The sequence below is a fragment of the Pantoea sp. FN0302 genome (assembly GCF_050113775.1).
Taxonomy (GTDB): domain Bacteria; phylum Pseudomonadota; class Gammaproteobacteria; order Enterobacterales; family Enterobacteriaceae; genus Mixta; species Mixta alhagi.
In genome coordinates this window covers 218,268-236,656 of sequence record NZ_JBNJSM010000001.1, presented here as the reverse complement: position 1 = coordinate 236,656, position 18,389 = coordinate 218,268, and the positions used below count along the sequence as shown (strand labels likewise).

Below are 18,389 nucleotides of genomic sequence, written 5' to 3'. Positions count from 1 at the left end.
TTATGCAGCGTTGCAGATGCTGACAACACCATGATTAACCGGAGCCTGTATGACTATCCACGATGACGCCGCCACTATCCTGTTGATCGACGATCATCCGATGTTGCGTAACGGCGTTAAGCAGTTGATTAGCCTGGATTCGCAGTTAAAGGTGATCGCCGAAGCAGGCAATGGCGAACAGGGTCTGGCACTGGCCGAGCAGCTCGATCCTGATTTAATTTTACTTGATTTGAATATGCCGGGGATTAACGGGTTGGAAACGCTCGATCTCTTGCGCCGTATCGATCTTTCGGGCCGGATCGTCGTGTTTACCGTTTCAAACGATGAAGAAGATGTGGTTAGCGCGCTAAAGCGTGGCGCAGATGGTTATCTGCTGAAAGATATGGAACCCGAAGCGCTGCTGACCTCACTGCATCAGGCCGCTGCGGGCCAACTGGTCTTAAGCGAGACTCTGACTTCGGTTCTGATTAGCAGTCTGCGCGAAACGCCGCCTGCGACTCGACGCGATCTGCAGCAGCTTACCCGAAGGGAGCAGGATATTTTGCGACAAATCGCGCGTGGGCTCCCGAATAAAACTATCGCCCGTAAACTCAATATCACCGAGAGCACGGTAAAAGTGCATGTTAAACATCTGTTAAAGAAGCTGCAGCTAAAGTCGCGGGTAGAAGCGGCGGTCTGGTATTTACAACATAAGATGGGAAGTTAAGACGCGGCGGACGACTGGTTGATCGTCCGCCGCCAGACTCTTATTTAGAAGGGTTTTCTTTTAACGGCGCGGCTGGCTGCGCATCGTCATGAGCCTGCTCATGCTCGGTCATGGCAACCGCATGGACGCGCTTACGCACGCCAAACCACCCCAAAACCAGCACCACGGCGAGCAGCGGCAGAGAAGCCACGGTATAGGTTCCGTTAGGGTAGTCAAACGCCATCAGCACCAGCACACTCACCAGAAACAGCAGCGTCAGCCATGATGTCACCGGCGCGCCTGGTAGCTTAAAGCTAACGTCATCGGCCCTGCCTTCCTTGATCGCCTTACGCAGACGCATCTGGCAGACAATAATAAATGCCCAGGTCGAAAGAATACCCAGCGAGGCGATGTTAAGTACGATTTCAAACACCTGTGACGGAACATAATAGTTCAGCGCAACGCCCACTATATAAACGCCGATGGTAACCAGAATACCGGCGTAAGGCACCTGCTGGCCGCTCATTTTTGACAGAACCTGCGGCGCAGAACCGCCCATCGCCATTGAACGCAAAACGCGTCCGGTGGCATAAAGGCCAGAGTTCAGGCTGGAAAGCGCCGCACTCAGTACCACAATATTCATGATACTGCCGATATAAGGCACGCCCAGCTTTGAGAAGAAAGTCACAAACGGGCTTTGTCCGGCCTGATAAGCATTCCACGGCAGCAGCAGCACCAGCAGCGTCACGGAGCCGACATAAAACAGGCCAATACGCCAGATCACGCTGTTAATCGCTTTCGGCAGCACTTTCTTCGGCTCTTTACATTCCCCTGCCGCAATCCCCACCAGCTCTATCGAGGCAAAAGCGAAAACCACGCCCTGCACCAGAACCAGTGCTGGCAACAGCCCATGTGGGAACATGCCGCCGTTATCTGTGATCAAATGGAAGCCAGTGGTATTGCCATCCAGCGGTTTACCGCTGCCCAGGAACACCACGCCCACCACCAGGAAAATCATAATGGCCAGCACTTTTACCAGCGCAAACCAGAACTCCATCTCAGCAAACCATTTCACGCCGATCAGATTCATCGAGCCGACAATAACCAATGCACCCAGCGCAAACATCCACTGCGGCACATCACCAAACGCGCCCCAGTAGTGCATATAGAGTGCTACGGCGGTAATGTCCACGATACCGGTCATCGCCCAGTTAACAAAGTACATCCAGCCAGCAACGTAAGAAGCCTTTTCACCTAAAAACTCGCGCGCATAGGAAACAAAGCTGCCGCTGGAGGGACGATGCAGCACCAGTTCGCCAAGCGCACGCAAAATAAAGAAGGAAAAAATACCGCAAACGAGATAAACCAGCGCCAGCGCCGGACCTGCAGCCTGTAAGCGCGCGCCCGCGCCGAGAAACAGACCGGTTCCTATTGCGCCGCCGATGGCGATCATCTGTACCTGACGGTTACCCATCGCCTTGTCGTAACCAGCATCATGTGAATTCAGCCAGCGTCTTCTGGCAGCGCGTTGATCCGCCGCCGTTTTCTTGGTTGCTTTCATTGCCTATCCTGTTGTCCTGTCCGATAAAGGAGCGCCTGTCCGCTCAGCTCTCTTCGCCCCTTAATAAACAAACGATTGCGTTATAAAGAGCTGAAGGAATAAATCCGCTATAGATCTGGGTCTTTTAATGTGGCGACACAGCGAATTTACGGCGATGAATCCTAACCTTTCTGTTAATGGGAAGCAAAACTCCCATGGTGAAAATTTTTACCCTTTTTGTCATTTTTGTAACACGGATAAAAGTATCGGCGTGAAGAGGCAGAAAACGGTAATTGACCCAATTCCATCGATATTTGACATTCAGGCTACTCACCTGGCTGAGCGCCCTGCTCTTATAGTGATGGCACGTTAGCATTTCAGGCATGCATGCCTTATTCGGCGGGCGCTACCGATACCGCGAGTGCAAAATCATCTGGAGCAAAACATGAAACTGACCCAAATACGCAACGCAACATTACGCCTTGATTACGCAGGAAGCCGCTTTCTTATCGATCCGGTTTTAGCTGACAAGGAAGCCTGGCCTGGTTTTCCCGGCACAGCGCGCTCACATCGACGTAATCCGCTTGTTGAGCTACCGGTCGCCATTGATGAACTGTTGAAGGTTGACGCCGTTATCGTTACCCATACCCATCTGGATCACTGGGATGAGGCAGCTCAACACGCTATACCCAACGACATGCCGATCTTCGTTCAGCATGAAAATGATGCCGCGCTTATCCGTTCGCAGGGGTTCACTGAAGTTCGCGTATTGCAGGATGAGAATAGCTTTGCTGACATCACTATCATTAAAACCGATGGTCAGCATGGCAGCGATGAAGCCTATGCTAATCCTGAAATGGCGGCTATGCTCGGCGATGCCTGCGGCCTGGTGTTGCGTCACAATAGCGAAAAAACGCTCTATATTGCGGGTGATACCATTTGGGTTAAGCCTTATGTGGATACGTTGCAGACGTGGCAGCCTGATGTCGTGGTTCTCAACGCTGGCTTTGCGCAGGTGGATGGCTACGGCGCTATTATCATGGGGAAAGAGGACGTTCTGCGTACCCATCAGATTCTGCCCCATGCGACGATCGTCGCTTCGCATCTGGAGGCGATTAATCACTGTGTACTGACACGTGCTGAGATACGTGAATATGCGCATCAGCAGAGCATTGAGCAGAGCGTACGGATCCCGGAAGATGGCGAAACGCTGGTGTTCTGAATCCAGCCCATCCGGCCTATTAAAACATACCGGACAATGGCCTGACGCCGCATCATAAAACAGGGATAGCCGTAATGGCTACGGCATATCCTCTTTGTTTGAATCGGGAGGTAATTTTTGACCACTCCAACAGTTGCCGTTATTGCCACCGCTGGCGTCAGTTCATTTCACTTTTCCGTTCCGTGTATTATTTTCGGTCAGGCAATGCCTGAGCCGGATCGCTTTGATTTGCAGATCTGTGCTGAAAGGCCCGGTATGCTGCCGTCAGATAGCGGCCTGATGATCAGGGTGAAAAACGGGCTGGAATTGCTAGAAACGGCAGATATTATCATCGTTCCTTTCTGGAGCCATCCCGAAGAAAAGCCTGCGCAAGTGTTACTTGATGCGTTAACGGCCGCCTGGCTCCGGGGCGCTGAGATAGTGGGATTATGTCTGGGAACCTATGTTCTTGCCTACGCCGGCCTGCTGGAAAATCGGCGGGCTGCGACCCATTGGGAATATGAACGCGACTTTACGCAGCGCTTTCCAAATGTATATCTTGATACCAATGCGCTTTATATTAACGATCGGCGTTTGATTACCTCTGCGGGGACGGCCGCCGGCATCGACTGCTGTCTGTATATTGTCCGCGAGCGTTATGGCAGCGCTCTGGCTAACAAAATTGCGCGCAGGATGGTGACGCCGCCCTACCGCGAAGGCGGCCAGGCGCAATATATTGCCCGTCCGGTACCCGAAACCACGCGCGATAACACCATTAATGAACTGATAGATCACCTGCGCCGTCATCTGGATAAACCGCATAAACTTGATGCTCTGGCCAGGTTCGCCAATATGAGCCGTCGCACCCTTACCCGGCATTTCTTTTCTGCTACCGGATTAACCCCTGGCGACTGGCTTAACAGAGAGCGCCTTCAGCGCAGTCAGGAGTTGCTGGAGTCCACCGATCACAGCGTGGAAAAAATTGCCTCCATGGCAGGCTTTCAGTCGCCGGTTTCCTTTCGTCAGCGTTTTAAAGCTAAATTTGCTATCAGCCCAAGTGAATGGCGGCGCACTTTCCGCGGGCCTGACAGCCAGCTGGTGAATAAACAGAATGGATAACCGCACTACCTGCGCTTAATTTGACTTAACACCGCTGCGCACGCGCAGGTTTCGGGCTATTATTGCCACCCTCTTTTCTGGGTTAAGTTTTCTTATGCTGAAACGCTCCGTTACCAGTTCTATTGCGCGTGCGCTGGCCGGCATCGTTATTCTTTCGGTGCTCTCCACCAGCCTGGCGTTACTGACCCTGTCCGGCAGCCTGCGCGATGCGGAAATGATTAATATTGCTGGCTCACTGCGAATGCAAAGCTATCGCCTTGCCTGGGATCTTGACAGGCGCTCTCCCGAACTGGAAGCGCATCTGCGTTACTATCAGCAGTCGTTGAATGCGCCGGTACTGCAACATCTGAACCGGTTCTACGTGCCGCAAAACGTGCGTAATCGTTATCAGCAGCTCCAGTTATCCTGGCCCCTGCTGCGGGCAGATTTAACCAGCAGCGATCCTACCCGCTATTCGCAACATGTGGCGCATTATGTCAGTGAAATCGATCGCTTTGTTTACGATCTGCAACGCTATGCGGAACGTAAAATGCAGCTGGTGGCGTTGACCAGCGCGCTGGGTTTTATCGCCATCGTAGCGCTGGCATTCTGGACTATCCGCCTGACGCGCCGACAGGTCGTCAAACCACTGAACCAACTGGTCACCGCCAGCCGCTATATCCAACAGGGTAATTTTAACTACCCAACGCTGGATACAACATTAGCAAATGAACTGGGCCTGCTGGCAAATACCTTTAATCGCATGTCCGGCGAGCTGGAGCGTCATTACAGCGAGCTGGAAAACACCGTTAAGGCGCGCACGGCGGATCTGATGGCTGCGCACCAGACCATGACCATTTTATACGAGGCGTCACAGGCGCTGGCCGTAAGCAGTCTTGGTCATCCAACCATTACACAGGTCATGGAGATCGTTTTTACCCGTGCCGGCCTGAACGCGCTGACATTAGATGCCGGGGAAAACTGGCAGATTGCGCTGGGAACGCCGCAACCGGATAAAAACTGGCAGCGACTGACGCTACAACAGGAAAATCAACCGGGCGGCGAGATGCGCTGGCAGGAAGGCACCAGGGAAACCTCTGCGCCGCTGATGCAAAGCGTTGGCAATTTGCTGTCGCGCGCTATCTGGATCCATCAGGCGCAGAAACAGCAGCAGCAGCTACTGTTGATGGAAGAGCGCGCCACTATCGCCCGCGAGCTGCACGATTCGCTGGCGCAGGCGCTCTCCTACCTGCGTATTCAGCTAACCTTACTGAAGCGCAACATGAATGCCGATCAGCAGCCAGCGCAGCAGATCGTCAGCGACGTCGATCAAGGGCTGGCAGAAGCCTATCGCCAACTCCGCGAACTACTGAATACCTTTCGCCTGTCGGTGGACGAAGCCTGTCTGCCTGCCGCGTTGCAGGCGATGCTGACTCCGCTAAAACAGCAAACCAGCGCTGAGATCGATCTGCACTGTTCCCCTGGCTTTGATGCGCTTACGGCTCAGCAGCAGGTGCATGTATTACAGATTGTCCGCGAGGCGGTGTTGAATGCCATCCGCCATGCGAACGCCAGACAGATTAAGGTAAGCTGCGACACGCAGGAAAACGGCGAATATCAAATTGTTATTAGTGACGATGGCTGCGGGCTGAGCACCGTTGAGGAGCCAGCGGGTCATTATGGACTGACGATTATGCATGAACGGGCACAGCGCCTGGGCGGTAGCTTACAGCTGGATACCACGCCGCAGCAGGGAACGCGGTTGCTGTTACTTTTTCCTTCACAAACAACTGAAACGGTGGCGAATTAATCGCCCTCGTTATTCTTTTTTACTCAGCCAGCCACTGCTGGCGGTCTGGTCCGGGGAGTATTATGAACAACCGACATTTTACCGTGATGCTGGTCGACGATCATCCACTGATGCGCCGGGGAATTCGTCAGTTGCTGGAGTTAAACAGCAGTTTTGACGTGGTAGCCGAAGCCAATAATGGCACCGAAGCGCTGGCTGAAGCTCGCCGCCTCTCTCCCGATGTGATCCTGCTGGATTTACATATGAAGGGCATGTCCGGCCTTGATACCCTGAAGGCGCTGCGCAATGAAGGGGTCGCAGCGCGTATTCTGGTGTTAACCGTTTCTGATGCCCGCAGCGATATTTACGCTATGCTGGATGCGGGCGCAGACGGCTATCTGCTTAAAGACAGCGAACCGGAACTGCTGTTACAGCAAATTACCGAAGGCGCGCAGGGTCAAAACGTCTACAGCCGCATCGTGCGCGACTATCTGGCGACGCGCGGCCACAGCGCCAATCCGTTCCAGACGTTAACAGAACGTGAGCTGGATGTTTTGCAGGAGGTGGCACGCGGGCTCTCGAATAAAGAGATCGCCCTCGCCCTGCATATTTCCGAGGAGACGGTAAAGGTGCATATCCGTAATTTCCTGCGTAAGCTGGATGTGCGCTCACGCGTCGCCGCCACCGTGCTGTGGCTGGAAAATAAACATAGCTAGGCTTTTTTTCATCAAAGGCGCTTTTCGGCACGATAATTTACACTTTCTTCTCTTTTCCTCCACGTTTCTCTGTGGGTGGGCGCGTAAAGTGATTTGGCATGCAACCGCACTGAATCGATATACAAAGCGTGCCCTGTTGCTGGTTGCGACGCCAACGCGACCGGCTGCTTTTCCCAATTGATGACATCGTATTGAGGAGTGCCGCTTCAATGGCGAATTTTTTCATTGACCGCCCAATCTTTGCCTGGGTGTTGGCGATAATGATCTGCCTGACCGGCGCGCTGGCAATAAAATCATTGCCGATAGAACAATACCCTGACCTGGCGCCGCCCAACGTGCGTATTACCGCTAACTATCCCGGCGCATCAGCAGAAACGCTGGAAAATACGGTAACGCAGATTATCGAACAAAGCATGACCGGCATCGATAACCTGATGTATATGTCATCGCAAAGCAGCAACACCGGCCAGGCCACCATTACGCTGACCTTTTCCGCCGGTACCGATCCTGACGAAGCGCGCCAGCAGGTGCAAAACCAGCTGCAATCCGCGCTGCGTAAGCTGCCGCAGGATGTCCAGCAGCAGGGCGTGACGGTAAATAAAACCGGCGACAGTAATATCCTGATGTTTGCTTTTGTCTCTACCGACGGCAGCATGGATAAGCAGGATATAGCGGACTATGTAGCGAGTAATATTCAGGATCCGCTCAGCCGTATTAGCGGCGTGGGTCAGGTGGATGCCTACGGCACACAGTATGCGATGCGTATCTGGCTCGATCCGAACAAGCTGATTAACTATGCGTTAACCACCAGCGACGTGGTGAGCGCCATTGAATCGCAAAATAGTCAGGTTGCCGTGGGTCAGGTCGGCGGCACCCCGTCGGTGGATAATCAGGCGTTAAACGCCACGGTGAATTCCCAGTCTCTGCTGCAAACACCAGAGCAATTTAAAGCCATTACGCTGCGCACCAATCATGATGGCTCGGTGGTCACGCTGGGCGATGTCGCCGAGGTGGCGCTGGGGGCAGAAAAATATGATTACCTCAGCCGCTATAACGGTATGCCTGCGTCAGGGCTCGGCATTAAGCTTGCTTCCGGTGCCAATGAACTGGAAACCGACCAGCTGGTACGGGCGCGTATTGCTGAGCTTTCCCCTTATTTCCCGCATGGCCTGGAAGCGAAAATCGCCTATGAGACCACGCCGTTTGTTACCGCTTCGATTCGTGATGTGGTGAAAACTCTGCTGGAAGCGGTGCTGCTGGTATTTTTAGTAATGTATCTGTTTATGCAGAACTTCCGCGCCACGCTTATTCCCACCATTGCGGTGCCGGTGGTATTGCTGGGCACGTTCTCCGTTCTGTACGCCTGCGGGTTCAGTATTAATACGCTCACTATGTTCGCGATGGTACTGGCGATCGGGCTGCTGGTGGATGATGCGATTGTGGTGGTGGAAAACGTCGAGCGCATCATGATTGAGGAAGGGTTATCGCCACGCGACGCGACGCGTAAATCGATGGGGCAAATTCAGGGCGCGCTGGTGGGTATCACCCTGGTGCTCTCTGCGGTGTTTGTGCCGATGGCATTTTTTGGCGGCACCGTAGGCGCTATTTATCGGCAGTTCTCTATTACCGTGGTTTCGGCAATGGTACTGTCGGTGCTGGTGGCGATGATTCTTACGCCTGCGCTTTGCGCCTCGCTGCTGAAGCCGATAGCGGCTGGACATCAACAGCGGCGCGGCTTTTTCGGCTGGTTTAACCGTATGTTTACGCGCAATACCGACCGTTATGAGCGCGGCGTGGCAAAGCTGCTGCGCCAGGCAGGACGCTGGCTGCTGCTCTATCTGGCGATTATTGCCGTGATGGCCCTGCTTTTTTTACGTCTGCCCTCCTCTTTCCTGCCGCTGGAAGATCGCGGCATTTTTACCACTCAGGTTCAGCTACCGCCGGGCTCGACTCAGCAGCAAACGCTGAAGGTGGTGGAAAAAGTCGAAAACTACTATCTGACCCATGAGAAAGAGAATATCGAATCGGTATTTGCCACCGTTGGTTCAGGGCCAGGCGGCAACGGGCAGAACGTAGCGCGCCTGTTTGTACGCCTGAAGAACTGGGAAGAACGCTCAGATGCCGATCGCTCCTCTTTCGCCATTATTGAAAGGGCGACAAAAGCTTTCCGCAAAATTCAGGAAGCGAGGGTCATCGCCAGCAGTCCGCCAGCGATTACCGGGATGGGTAGCGCCGCCGGTTTTGATATGGAACTGCAGGATCACGCCGGTATTGGTCACGCTAAGCTGATGGAGATGCGTGATCAGCTGCTGGCGAAGGCTGACCGCGATCCGCGCCTGGCGCGCGTGCGGCATAACGGCCTCGACGACAGTCCGCAGCTGCGTATCGATATCGATCAGCGCAAAGCGCAGGCGCTGGGCGTCTCCATTGATGATATTAACAGCACGCTGACCACCGGCTGGGGCTCAACCTATGTCAATGACTTCCTTGATCGCGGGCGAGTGAAAAAAGTTTATGTTCAGGCGGCGGCAAAATATCGCATGCTGCCGGATGATATTAATAAATGGTATGTACGCAACAGCGAGGGCGGCATGGTGCCGTTTAGCGCCTTTGCGAAAACCGCATGGGAAACCGGTTCGCCGCGTCTGGAACGCTATAACGGCTATTCGTCGCTGGAGATTGTAGGTGAAGCCGCGCCTGGCGTTAGTACCGGTACGGCGATGGATGCAATGGAAGAGTTGGTGAAACAACTGCCGCTCGGCGTGGGTTTGCAGTGGACCGGCGCATCGCTACAGGAACGGCTATCGGGTTCGCAGGCGCCGGCGCTGTATGCGATTTCTCTGCTGGTGGTGTTCCTCTGCCTGGCGGCTCTGTATGAGAGCTGGTCGATTCCGTTTGCCGTAATGCTGGTGGTGCCGCTTGGCGTGGTAGGCGCGCTGGTGGCCACATGGGCGCGCGGGCTGGAAAATGATGTCTATTTTCAGGTGGGGCTATTGACGGTGATTGGTCTGTCGGCAAAAAACGCCATTTTGATCGTGGAGTTTGCCAATGACATCAACAGCCGTGGCGGCGATCTGATTGAATCAACGCTGGAAGCGTGCCGTCAGCGTCTGCGGCCGATTCTGATGACCTCGCTGGCATTTGTTTTTGGCGTATTGCCAATGGCGATCAGCAATGGTGCCGGCTCCGGCAGTCAGCATGCGGTAGGCACCGGCGTAATGGGCGGTATGATTTCTGCGACGCTGCTGGCGATCTTCTTTGTGCCGTTGTTTTTTGTATTAATCAGACGGCGTTTTCCATTAATCACCCGCACCGCTGAACAAAAGTAAACAGTAATTATGCATTAAACACGCATAAATAATAAAGGCAGCCGGTAAACCGGCTGCCTTATTTATTTTTATGGAATTTCAGATGCTAAAACGAATAGTGAGTTCGTTACGCTTCTCTTTATCAGGCATTATTACTTGCGTAACATCGCGTCAATAAAGTCTTTCCAGTTCCCCAGTTCAGTGTCAATCATATCTACCTCTCTTCTTATTAAAGTCTATATTACGCTCGTTTTTGCAGCAAAGGAATCGATGTTTTCAAAATTACTATGGGAATAGCTCCTAAAAACCAAATCAATTTCAAAAAATGATAGCTGACTCACACTTCAGCAAAATTAATAACGTCCTGCAATAATTAATAATATCGTTCCTGAGGTTTCATCGCTTTCATCAAGGTAGGTCTTTGAAGTCGCCACCAGCATCCAGGTAATTGTTATATATAGCTATTAATTGTAAGGCGAGAGAAAAAGAGCCTGGAAAAACTTGCGATGGTCAGAGGAGGTTAAAGCGCAACGCCAGAGCGGTTGGCTGACAGGTTTCACTTTCGCGTTGTCATGATCAGGCTTATCGCGGGTAGTCGATGTTAGATTGTCCAGAAAACTGCCTGAACGCGGTGCCGGTCTGCCAGAGAAGCCAGCTTTTACCCTATGAAGCGCAGCTTTTATTTTTCAGGCAGGCTAAACTTTATGGAAATATATTTGTTAACTATCAAGGGTCCGGCAATAATTTATCAGCAGCAGTAAAGCATATTTACATTACAATCTTACCTGCACAGAATAAATATATTTCAGGCTCTATGATTTATCACAACCGGGGAGAATCAAGAGTTCAGCCAACGCCATCATTTATCCTCGGCGTTTCAGGGTGAAGGCGCTGTCACCAGCGCCTTATGGTTTATCACCACTCAAGACAAATTTTACCCAAATGAGCACCGCTCTGTTGCCAGGCAAAGGCTTTGCTGAGCTCTTCATATTTGAAGATGCGGTCAATAACCGGCTTCTGCTCCATAACTTCCAGCGCCCTGACAAAATCCAGCTGATCCTGACGGCTGGCCACAATCAGACCTTTAAGGTGAACCTGTTTACTCAGCAGAGTAACCACAGGCACTGCAGCTTCATTCCCGGAGAGAATGCCAATTTGTGCAATATGGCCGCCCACCTTCACTGACTTAAGCGATTCATTAAGGGTTGCCGGTCCGCCCACTTCAACCACATGGTCCACACCAAAACCATTGGTCAGTTCCAGCACTTTATCTCCCCACTCGGGCGTGGTTCTGTAGTTAATGGTTTCATCAGCGCCGAGCTGTTTTACCCGGGCAAGCTTCTCATCAGATGATGAGGTGGCAATGACTTTTGCGCCCATTGCTTTAGCAATCTGCAGCGCCGCGATAGATACCCCGCCGGTTCCCTGAACCAGGACGGTTTCTCCCGCCTTAAGATTGCCATCGGTAATCAGCGCTCTCCAGGCGGTCAGGCCAGAAGTGGTGATGGTTGCTGACTCAATATGACTCCAGCCTGCTGGAGCACGGGTAAATGCCCCCTCCGCACGGACCACATATTCACAGGCCATGCCATCAATACCGTCACCTGGCGTATGGGCGAAGCCGCCAACTGCCGGCACAGGTTTGCCTGCTGACCAGAGCGGGAAAAATGTTGAGACAACATGATCGCCAACGTTAAACGCTTCCACGCCCTCTCCCACTTCTTCTACGATCCCTGCACCGTCAGAAAGCAATATTCTTCCATCCGCTGTGGGCCATTGTCCGCCAGCAACCGCTAAATCGTGAAAATTCAGAGATCCGGCCATGATAGCGACCCGGATTTCACCTTTACCGGGTTTACCTGGGTCCGGGATATCCGATACGGTAATATTTTCCAGCCCACCAGGCGCTCTAAGAGTTAATGCTTTCATTTGATCTCCATTATCATGATTGGCTTTATGCTCAGAATAATCATACATGTACTTTATAAAACAGAGTCTTTTTTATGACACAGGTACATTTTGCAACTTGTTAACTTTTTTGGATTCATGATCTGTGCTCTGCAAGTACCTTAAAGAGCAGCGATGAGTAAACGACAAACAGCCCCTGCGTAATTTGGGGCGGATTCAATTAAACCAGCCACCGTTATTTGCCATACGCTTTAATTTGAAGCGCATCTGCTGACAAATTCGTGGCCGTTAATCATTTGCATTTGCTGCCCTTCCATTACGTTGCCTGATAGTCATCACTCTGATGCAATCAATCAGATTGTTATTGAACTCTTTTCAGACGCATACTTTTATCAGACCAAGCAGCTGCTGCTAGTTACCTGATATAAAAAAGTTTTCACAGTAACAAGCTCTTTCCACGTTCTCACCTCAATGCACTGTGCATAAAACCATGCAATCAATGATGCAATCAAGTTTCATATTGATTTTCTTTATGGTATCAATACAGGTGCACTCACTATCCATATAAGCAGGAAGATGATTACCTCACTTTTTACTCGCTGGTCATCCCAGCTTCAGCAGCACTCTCAACGTCCGGCTTACCTGCTTATCGCTGATTTTATTGCGGAAGGGATTAACAGTGGCGAATTACCGTCAGGCTGTCGGTTACCGCCGCTGCGTGAACTGGCTCCTGTCCTTGGCCTTAACTATACAACCGTGACGCGCGCCTATGCTGAAGCGCGCCGCCGGGGGCTGATAGATTCCCGTCCTGGCTTAGGCAGCTTTATTCGCAGTAAAGCCTCGCCGTCTTCACCCACAGCGGTCAGCATCTATGAAATGACTATGAATGCGCCCGTAGAGCCGGAAGGACCCGCTATTGAGGAGGCGATACGAAACGGCGCGCTCACTCTTTTCAATAGCAGCGATATGATGAGCCTGATGCGTTATCAGGATTTTGGCGGCACCGCTGAAGACAAAGCAGCCGCGATGCACTGGATAGGCCATCAACTAAAATTAAAAAATGAGGCGGAAATCCTGGTTTGTCCGGGTATACACAGCGTTCTTGTGGGCCTGCTTACGCTTTTTAAGCGTAAAAATGGCGCTGTTTGCGTAAGCAATCTGGTTTATCCGGGAATAAAAGCGATCGCCAGCCAGCTTAACGTTAGATTAAAAGCGGTAGTCTGTGACAGTGAAGGCCCCGATCCTTTCGCTTTTGAAGCGCTGTGTAAAACAGGCGGTATCAGTGCTTTTTACGTTAATCCAACGCTCCATAACCCCACGACCATTACCATTCCTGCCGGACGCAGAATGGCGCTGGCTGAAATTTGTCGCCGTTACAATATTTCAGTGATTGAAGACGATGCCTATGCCGCTCTGATGGAAAATCGTATTCCAGCCTTTGCTGAACTGATGCCGGAATTAACCTGGTACATTACCGGCATGTCTAAATGTTTTGGACCCGGTCTGCGCATTGCCTTCGTCAAAGGGCCCGATAAGCAATCAACACAGTTGCTCTCCGGTGTGCTTCGGGCTTTAACGGTCATGTCGAGTCCGCTGACCAATGCGCTGGCACGTCAGTGGATCAATGACGGCACGGCTGAGCGAATGTTAGCGGCAATACGGGCAGAAGCGAAGGTACGTCAAAAAATGGCGGCGGTTTATCTTGCGGGCCTGAACTACCGTGCTGATATAAATGGTTATCATCTGTGGTTGCCACTGCCAAAAATGATTAATTCTCACTCTTCAGACGTGGCCGCTAAATTACGCGAGCAGGGAATGAGCGTTGTCTCTGGCGTTGCCTTTTGCACCGACAATAATCCTCCTGAGGCGCTGCGCTTATGTCTTGGCGGCGCTAAAACCCGTCTGCAATGTGAAGATAATCTTAAAACGCTGGCTGAAATGCTCTCAGATCCACTCCATTTCGCCAGTATGGCCATTTAGTATGAGCATCAAGAGGCGTTTAAAACGCGAAAAAGATATTGCTGTAACCCATTTAATATGGGTTTAGATGTTAACGCACTGAAATAATTAATCATTAATACGACGATATTTACAAGGCTTAAGCGATGAACAATGAACTTAACACTCTTTTGCAGGAAGAGTTAGACAAAATCAACCGGGAAGAAAACCGAAACGATCGGCCCTACTTTGACGTTTCCTTTATCAAACTCTATCCGGGCCTTTATGGGTTAATGTGTTTTCTGTTCGTGTTAACCATGAGCCTGTTACTCTATTCTGATTCATTCGGAAATATCGAATATAGCGTCTGCTGTATCATCTTTATTATTTGCAATTTCTTTTTCTTTTTTCATATTAACCCCTCCTACAAAGTGACAGATATTGACAAAGGAGCCTGGAAGAATTGCTACACGGGCGACTGGTATATGGAAGTCCATGTACGGGAAGCCTTTATTAAAACACTTCTCGAAGGTAATGTGTTAACTGACTCGGAGAAAAAACGCCTTACAGAGCAATATGATAAGAAAGGCTATTTATACTTTTCAGATATTTACCGCCTGAGAAAGTAAAGCCGCCCTGTTCCGTAGCCGGTGAAGAATATAGTAAAGGCCTTTTACCAGCAGAGGCCTTTTTATTTATCTGCGGGAATAATCTGTTCATTACACAGCAGAGTAAAATCAAAGTCAGCCACCTGATCAATACCTTTATTGCTTAATGACCCGCTGGCGATGACATTGCGGCGAGCCGTCTACCTTAGTTCAGCATGTCTGATGCTGATCATGGCCGCCGTGCTTGGTAAAGCGATTCCTGCTACCCCGCTTGCGCCACTTAAAGCATCTTATCGTACACTCATGCTGTCGCTAATCAGGCTGTTTGTCGCTGACGCCACGCTGAGAGTCAGAAGCGTTTTTGCCCTGCTTATTTTTGCTGCCTTCAGCATGTTCTGGACATCAATGGTATTGCCGCTAAGTGAGCGTTCGCTTTCTTATACCCAAATTGGACTCTTTGGACTGGCTGGCATCGCGGGTGCCCTGGCTGCCTCTAAAGCCGGCTTGTGGGCTGACCGGGGCATGGGGCATCGCACCACTGGCATAGCGCTGGCACTGTTAACGTTTTCCTGGCTGCCCATCGCTTTTGCCGAAACTTGCCTGGTACTACTGGTGCTGGGGGTCATCCTGCTGGACTTCGCGGTCCAGGCAGTTCACGTAACTAACCAGAGCCTGATATTTGCCGCCAGGCCTGATGCACAAAGCCGCGTTGTCGGTGCCTATATGTGTTTTTATTCTCTGGGCAGCGCATCAGGGGCGATCATCGCTACGCAATTTTATGCCCTCTGGGGCTGGCATGCAGTATGCCTGGCCGGTGCAGCAGTCAGCGCTATGGCTTTGATATTATGGCGATGGTTACAAAAACAGTAAGACACTCTGAGCCGTTTCGGCCTTTACTGTTAGGGCGTCCAGTCAGGTATGAAAAAGCATGACGAGTGCGTAACGGCTGAATGATTCTGACTTTATCGTTACAATCATGTTTATGACAAAAATCTGTAGCTGATCGGATAAAGCATTTTTTTTGGCGGTCCGGTTGTCGTTACTGCTTTGAGACCTGCTACCTATTCTGCAATACAGACAGCATTTAAGAGCACCAAAAATTATGTTTAAGATTTACGGCATCAAAAACTGCGACACTATCAAAAAAGCGCGTCGCTTTCTCGACAGCCAGCCCGTTGATTATCATTACCATGACTATCGGGTGGATGGATTAAACAGCGACCTGTTACAAAGTTTTATCGATACGCTCGGCTGGCAGGCGCTGTTAAATACGCGCGGTACCACCTGGCGCAAACTCTCTGCAGAGGAAAAAGCAACGATCGATAACGCGGAAGCGGCAAAAGCGTTAATGCTGGAGCAACCGGCGCTGATCAAACGTCCATTGCTCACTGCGGCAGACGGATCTATGCTGCTGGGTTTTAATGAAAATCACTACCAGCAGTTTATTCAGGAGAAGTCATAGTATGTTTTGTCCGGTTATTGAGCTGGCGCAGCAGCTTATTCGTCGCCCTTCGCTGAGTCCTGATGATGCCGGATGTCAGGCGCTAATGATTGAGCGTCTGCAGGCGATTGGCTTCACCGTTGAACCCATCAATATTGCCGATACGCAGAATTTCTGGGCCTGGCGCGGTCAGGGCGAAACGCTGGCCTTTGCCGGTCATACTGATGTGGTGCCGCCCGGCGATACCAGCCGCTGGATCAATCCGCCGTTTGAACCCACCATTCGCGATGGCATGCTGTTTGGTCGCGGCGCTGCCGATATGAAAGGCTCGCTGGCGGCCATGGTGGTGGCTGCGGAGCGTTTTGTCGCCGCCCACCCTCAGCATCGCGGGCGTCTGGCGTTTCTGATCACCTCCGATGAGGAAGCCAACGCTACCCACGGTACGGTAAAGGTGGTTGAACACCTGATGGCGCGTAATGAGCGCCTGGATTACTGTCTGGTTGGCGAGCCCTCCAGTACGGTCCAGGTGGGCGACGTGGTGAAAAACGGCCGTCGCGGCTCAATAACCGCTAACCTGACCCTTCATGGCGTACAAGGACACGTTGCCTATCCCCATCTGGCGGATAATCCGGTACATCGCGCCCTGCCCGCACTGAATGAACTTGTCGCCACCGAATGGGATCGGGGCAACGAATTTTTCCCGCCAACCAGTATGCAGATCGCCAACGTCCAGGCCGGAACCGGCAGCAATAACGTGATCCCCGGCGAGCTGTTTGTGCAGTTTAACTTCCGCTTCAGCACCGAACTGACCGATGCAGATATTCGCCAGCGCGTTGCCGACCTGCTGGATCGCCATCAGCTGCGCTATTCCCTTGAATGGAAACTCTCCGGGCAACCGTTCCTGACCACACGCGGCCAGTTGGTGGATGCGGTAATCAACGCAGTTGAACACTATACTGAAACCAGGCCTGAGCTACAGACCACCGGCGGTACGTCCGATGGGCGTTTTATTGCCCGTATGGGCGCTCAGGTAGTGGAACTGGGACCGGTTAATGCCACCATTCATAAAATCAATGAGTGCGTGAAGGCATCCGATCTGCAACTGCTGAGCCGTATGTATCAACGCATCATGGAGCAGCTGATCGCATAAGCGTTCTTCAGGAGGAAAAATCATGGAATGGGTAAAAGATTACTGGTGGATCATTGTGATCCTGTTGCTGGTTGGCGTCATGGTCAACGTTTATAAAGATCTGAAGCGCATCGACCACAAAAAATTTATGGCGAATAAGCCCGATCTGCCGCCACATCGTGACTTTAACGATAAGTGGGATGATGAAGACGACTGGCCGAAAAAGAAATAGTCCGGGGGCAGCAGCGAGCGCTGCCCTTTTGCTGTTGCATGATTACATAAAAGTTACCACGTCATCGCCAGGCTTACCGCTGCTGAGCGCCTCTTCAAAATAGCGGCGCGGCACGGTATAACGCAGATGATCCAATGCCAGGTTCATGCTGCGCTGATCGATGGCGTGCGGTAGATCTTCCACAATATCCAGCGTCACATCTCCACCCAGCGAGGTCAGACGCTCCGCCGCCTGCTGCGCCAGTTCAGCCTGATAAACCTCATCATTTTCGCCATGAATCAAATGAATCGTGGTCTTGACGCTGGCCTGTTCCGGCAGGCTGGCATAACGACCGCTAAAGGCCACGATCCTGCCCGCCATCGCTGGCTGCACCTTGCTGCTCTCCAGCACCATTACGCTGCCCTGCGAAAAACCGATCAGCGCCGTCGCCTCAGGCTGTACGCCGCTAAGCTGCTGCCACTCTTGCACCGACTGCAAAAACTGGGGCATGACCTCATCGACCTGTTGCTGCAGGCTGACATCCTGCAACGCGCTTTCACTGTACCACTGGCGGCCTGGCGCGGGACCACCTGCTTCAGGCCCGCCAATACTCACCACCAGCGCCTGCGGAAAGACTTCTGCAAACCAACTGCCAATCTGTCCCATTGAGACCGGGTTATCGCCAGCGGCATGATAAAGCAGAAACAGCTGCGTTGGGGGAGCAGACGGACTTTGCACAACAAAATGGTTAAGTTTCATAACATCCTCCTCGCTATTAACTATAAGACGTTTACAGCGAAAGCAGGTCTGGAAAGGA

16 protein-coding genes and 1 pseudogene are annotated in these 18,389 nt (G+C 51.8%); 13 read left to right on the top strand and 4 right to left on the bottom strand.

The annotated features are described in order from the left end of the window. Window positions 1–49: 49 nt before the first annotated feature. Entirely contained in the window at window positions 50–706 is a 657-nt protein-coding gene (narL, locus tag ACQE32_RS01085; RefSeq protein ID WP_426971747.1) for a two-component system response regulator NarL, read from the top strand. Window positions 707–746: 40 nt separating this feature from the next. Here narL and ansP read toward each other — a convergent pair whose 3' ends face one another. Next, window positions 747–2,246, bottom strand: a complete 1,500-nt coding sequence (gene ansP, locus ACQE32_RS01080) for an L-asparagine permease (RefSeq protein WP_426971745.1) — start codon at window positions 2,244–2,246, stop codon at window positions 747–749. A 424-nt stretch (window positions 2,247–2,670) separates the two neighbouring features. Here ansP and ACQE32_RS01075 point away from each other — a divergent pair, with 424 nt between their 5' ends. From ACQE32_RS01075 to acrD, 5 genes are all read left to right on the top strand, one after another. Then, the gene (locus tag ACQE32_RS01075; RefSeq protein ID WP_427021202.1) at window positions 2,671–3,447 is read left to right on the top strand and encodes an MBL fold metallo-hydrolase; all 777 of its coding nucleotides are present in this window, start codon (window positions 2,671–2,673) and stop codon (window positions 3,445–3,447) included. A 117-nt stretch (window positions 3,448–3,564) separates the two neighbouring features. Continuing rightward, window positions 3,565–4,545 (top strand): GlxA family transcriptional regulator, encoded by a 981-nt coding sequence (locus tag ACQE32_RS01070; protein ID WP_426971743.1) that lies wholly within the window; start codon window positions 3,565–3,567, stop codon window positions 4,543–4,545. 94 nt (window positions 4,546–4,639) lie between these two features. After that, entirely contained in the window at window positions 4,640–6,334 is a 1,695-nt protein-coding gene (narQ, locus tag ACQE32_RS01065) for a nitrate/nitrite two-component system sensor histidine kinase NarQ (protein WP_427021201.1), read from the top strand. Between the two features lie 62 nt (window positions 6,335–6,396). Further along, complete coding sequence (locus tag ACQE32_RS01060) at window positions 6,397–7,029, top strand: response regulator (RefSeq protein ID WP_250650543.1); 633 nt, start codon at window positions 6,397–6,399, stop codon at window positions 7,027–7,029. A 209-nt stretch (window positions 7,030–7,238) separates the two neighbouring features. Further along, window positions 7,239–10,358, top strand: coding sequence for a multidrug efflux RND transporter permease AcrD (gene acrD / locus ACQE32_RS01055; protein WP_427021200.1), 3,120 nt, complete (start codon window positions 7,239–7,241; stop codon window positions 10,356–10,358). Window positions 10,359–10,489: 131 nt separating this feature from the next. Here acrD and ypfM read toward each other — a convergent pair whose 3' ends face one another. After that, window positions 10,490–10,549: a protein YpfM gene (ypfM, locus tag ACQE32_RS01050; protein WP_157130239.1), complete on the bottom strand. Its 60-nt coding sequence runs from the start codon at window positions 10,547–10,549 to the stop codon at window positions 10,490–10,492. 386 nt (window positions 10,550–10,935) lie between these two features. Here ypfM and ACQE32_RS01045 point away from each other — a divergent pair, with 386 nt between their 5' ends. After that, the gene (locus tag ACQE32_RS01045) at window positions 10,936–11,223 is read left to right on the top strand and encodes a hypothetical protein (protein ID WP_426971739.1); all 288 of its coding nucleotides are present in this window, start codon (window positions 10,936–10,938) and stop codon (window positions 11,221–11,223) included. 29 nt (window positions 11,224–11,252) lie between these two features. Here the strand turns inward: ACQE32_RS01045 and ACQE32_RS01040 are convergent, their stop codons facing one another. Further along, window positions 11,253–12,266: a zinc-dependent alcohol dehydrogenase family protein gene (locus tag ACQE32_RS01040; RefSeq protein WP_426971737.1), complete on the bottom strand. Its 1,014-nt coding sequence runs from the start codon at window positions 12,264–12,266 to the stop codon at window positions 11,253–11,255. A 555-nt stretch (window positions 12,267–12,821) separates the two neighbouring features. Here ACQE32_RS01040 and ACQE32_RS01035 point away from each other — a divergent pair. The 6 genes and pseudogenes from ACQE32_RS01035 (at window position 12,822) to ACQE32_RS01010 (ending at window position 17,593) form a co-directional block, all read left to right on the top strand. Next, a complete protein-coding gene (locus ACQE32_RS01035; RefSeq protein WP_426971736.1) occupies window positions 12,822–14,225 on the top strand; it encodes a PLP-dependent aminotransferase family protein in 1,404 nt (467 codons plus the stop codon). A 125-nt stretch (window positions 14,226–14,350) separates the two neighbouring features. Beyond that, a complete protein-coding gene (locus ACQE32_RS01030) occupies window positions 14,351–14,812 on the top strand; it encodes a YlaC family protein (protein ID WP_426971735.1) in 462 nt (153 codons plus the stop codon). 171 nt (window positions 14,813–14,983) lie between these two features. Next, window positions 14,984–15,661, top strand: a pseudogene (locus ACQE32_RS01025) (MFS transporter); the annotation flags it as partial. A 232-nt stretch (window positions 15,662–15,893) separates the two neighbouring features. Then, window positions 15,894–16,253 carry an ArsC family reductase gene (locus tag ACQE32_RS01020; RefSeq protein WP_426980690.1) on the top strand — a complete coding sequence of 120 codons (360 nt, stop codon included), beginning with the start codon at window positions 15,894–15,896 and terminating at the stop codon, window positions 16,251–16,253. Window position 16,254: 1 nt separating this feature from the next. Then, entirely contained in the window at window positions 16,255–17,382 is a 1,128-nt protein-coding gene (gene dapE / locus ACQE32_RS01015) for a succinyl-diaminopimelate desuccinylase (RefSeq protein ID WP_426980689.1), read from the top strand. A 22-nt stretch (window positions 17,383–17,404) separates the two neighbouring features. Then, a complete protein-coding gene (locus tag ACQE32_RS01010) occupies window positions 17,405–17,593 on the top strand; it encodes a YpfN family protein (protein WP_085070830.1) in 189 nt (62 codons plus the stop codon). A gap of 42 nt (window positions 17,594–17,635) precedes the next feature. Here ACQE32_RS01010 and ypfH read toward each other — a convergent pair whose 3' ends face one another. Continuing rightward, window positions 17,636–18,331, bottom strand: coding sequence for an esterase (gene ypfH, locus ACQE32_RS01005; protein ID WP_426980688.1), 696 nt, complete (start codon window positions 18,329–18,331; stop codon window positions 17,636–17,638). Between the last annotated feature and the right edge of the window lie 58 nt (window positions 18,332–18,389).

Bases quoted from the DNA above. Each gene is read 5' to 3' on its own strand.
- ACQE32_RS01010 (WP_085070830.1), top strand. From the start codon at position 17,405: ATGGAATGGGTAAAAGATTACTGGTGGATCATTGTGATCCTGTTGCTG.
- ACQE32_RS01075 (WP_427021202.1), top strand. From the start codon at position 2,671: ATGAAACTGACCCAAATACGCAACGCAACATTACGCCTTGATTACGCA.
- ansP (WP_426971745.1), bottom strand. From the start codon at position 2,246: ATGAAAGCAACCAAGAAAACGGCGGCGGATCAACGCGCTGCCAGAAGA.
- ACQE32_RS01030 (WP_426971735.1), top strand. From the start codon at position 14,351: ATGAACAATGAACTTAACACTCTTTTGCAGGAAGAGTTAGACAAAATC.
- narQ (WP_427021201.1), top strand. From the start codon at position 4,640: ATGCTGAAACGCTCCGTTACCAGTTCTATTGCGCGTGCGCTGGCCGGC.
- ACQE32_RS01045 (WP_426971739.1), top strand. From the start codon at position 10,936: ATGTTAGATTGTCCAGAAAACTGCCTGAACGCGGTGCCGGTCTGCCAG.
- ACQE32_RS01060 (WP_250650543.1), top strand. From the start codon at position 6,397: ATGAACAACCGACATTTTACCGTGATGCTGGTCGACGATCATCCACTG.
- narL (WP_426971747.1), top strand. From the start codon at position 50: ATGACTATCCACGATGACGCCGCCACTATCCTGTTGATCGACGATCAT.
- ACQE32_RS01035 (WP_426971736.1), top strand. From the start codon at position 12,822: ATGATTACCTCACTTTTTACTCGCTGGTCATCCCAGCTTCAGCAGCAC.
- ACQE32_RS01040 (WP_426971737.1), bottom strand. From the start codon at position 12,266: ATGAAAGCATTAACTCTTAGAGCGCCTGGTGGGCTGGAAAATATTACC.
- ACQE32_RS01020 (WP_426980690.1), top strand. From the start codon at position 15,894: ATGTTTAAGATTTACGGCATCAAAAACTGCGACACTATCAAAAAAGCG.
- acrD (WP_427021200.1), top strand. From the start codon at position 7,239: ATGGCGAATTTTTTCATTGACCGCCCAATCTTTGCCTGGGTGTTGGCG.
- dapE (WP_426980689.1), top strand. From the start codon at position 16,255: ATGTTTTGTCCGGTTATTGAGCTGGCGCAGCAGCTTATTCGTCGCCCT.
- ypfH (WP_426980688.1), bottom strand. From the start codon at position 18,331: ATGAAACTTAACCATTTTGTTGTGCAAAGTCCGTCTGCTCCCCCAACG.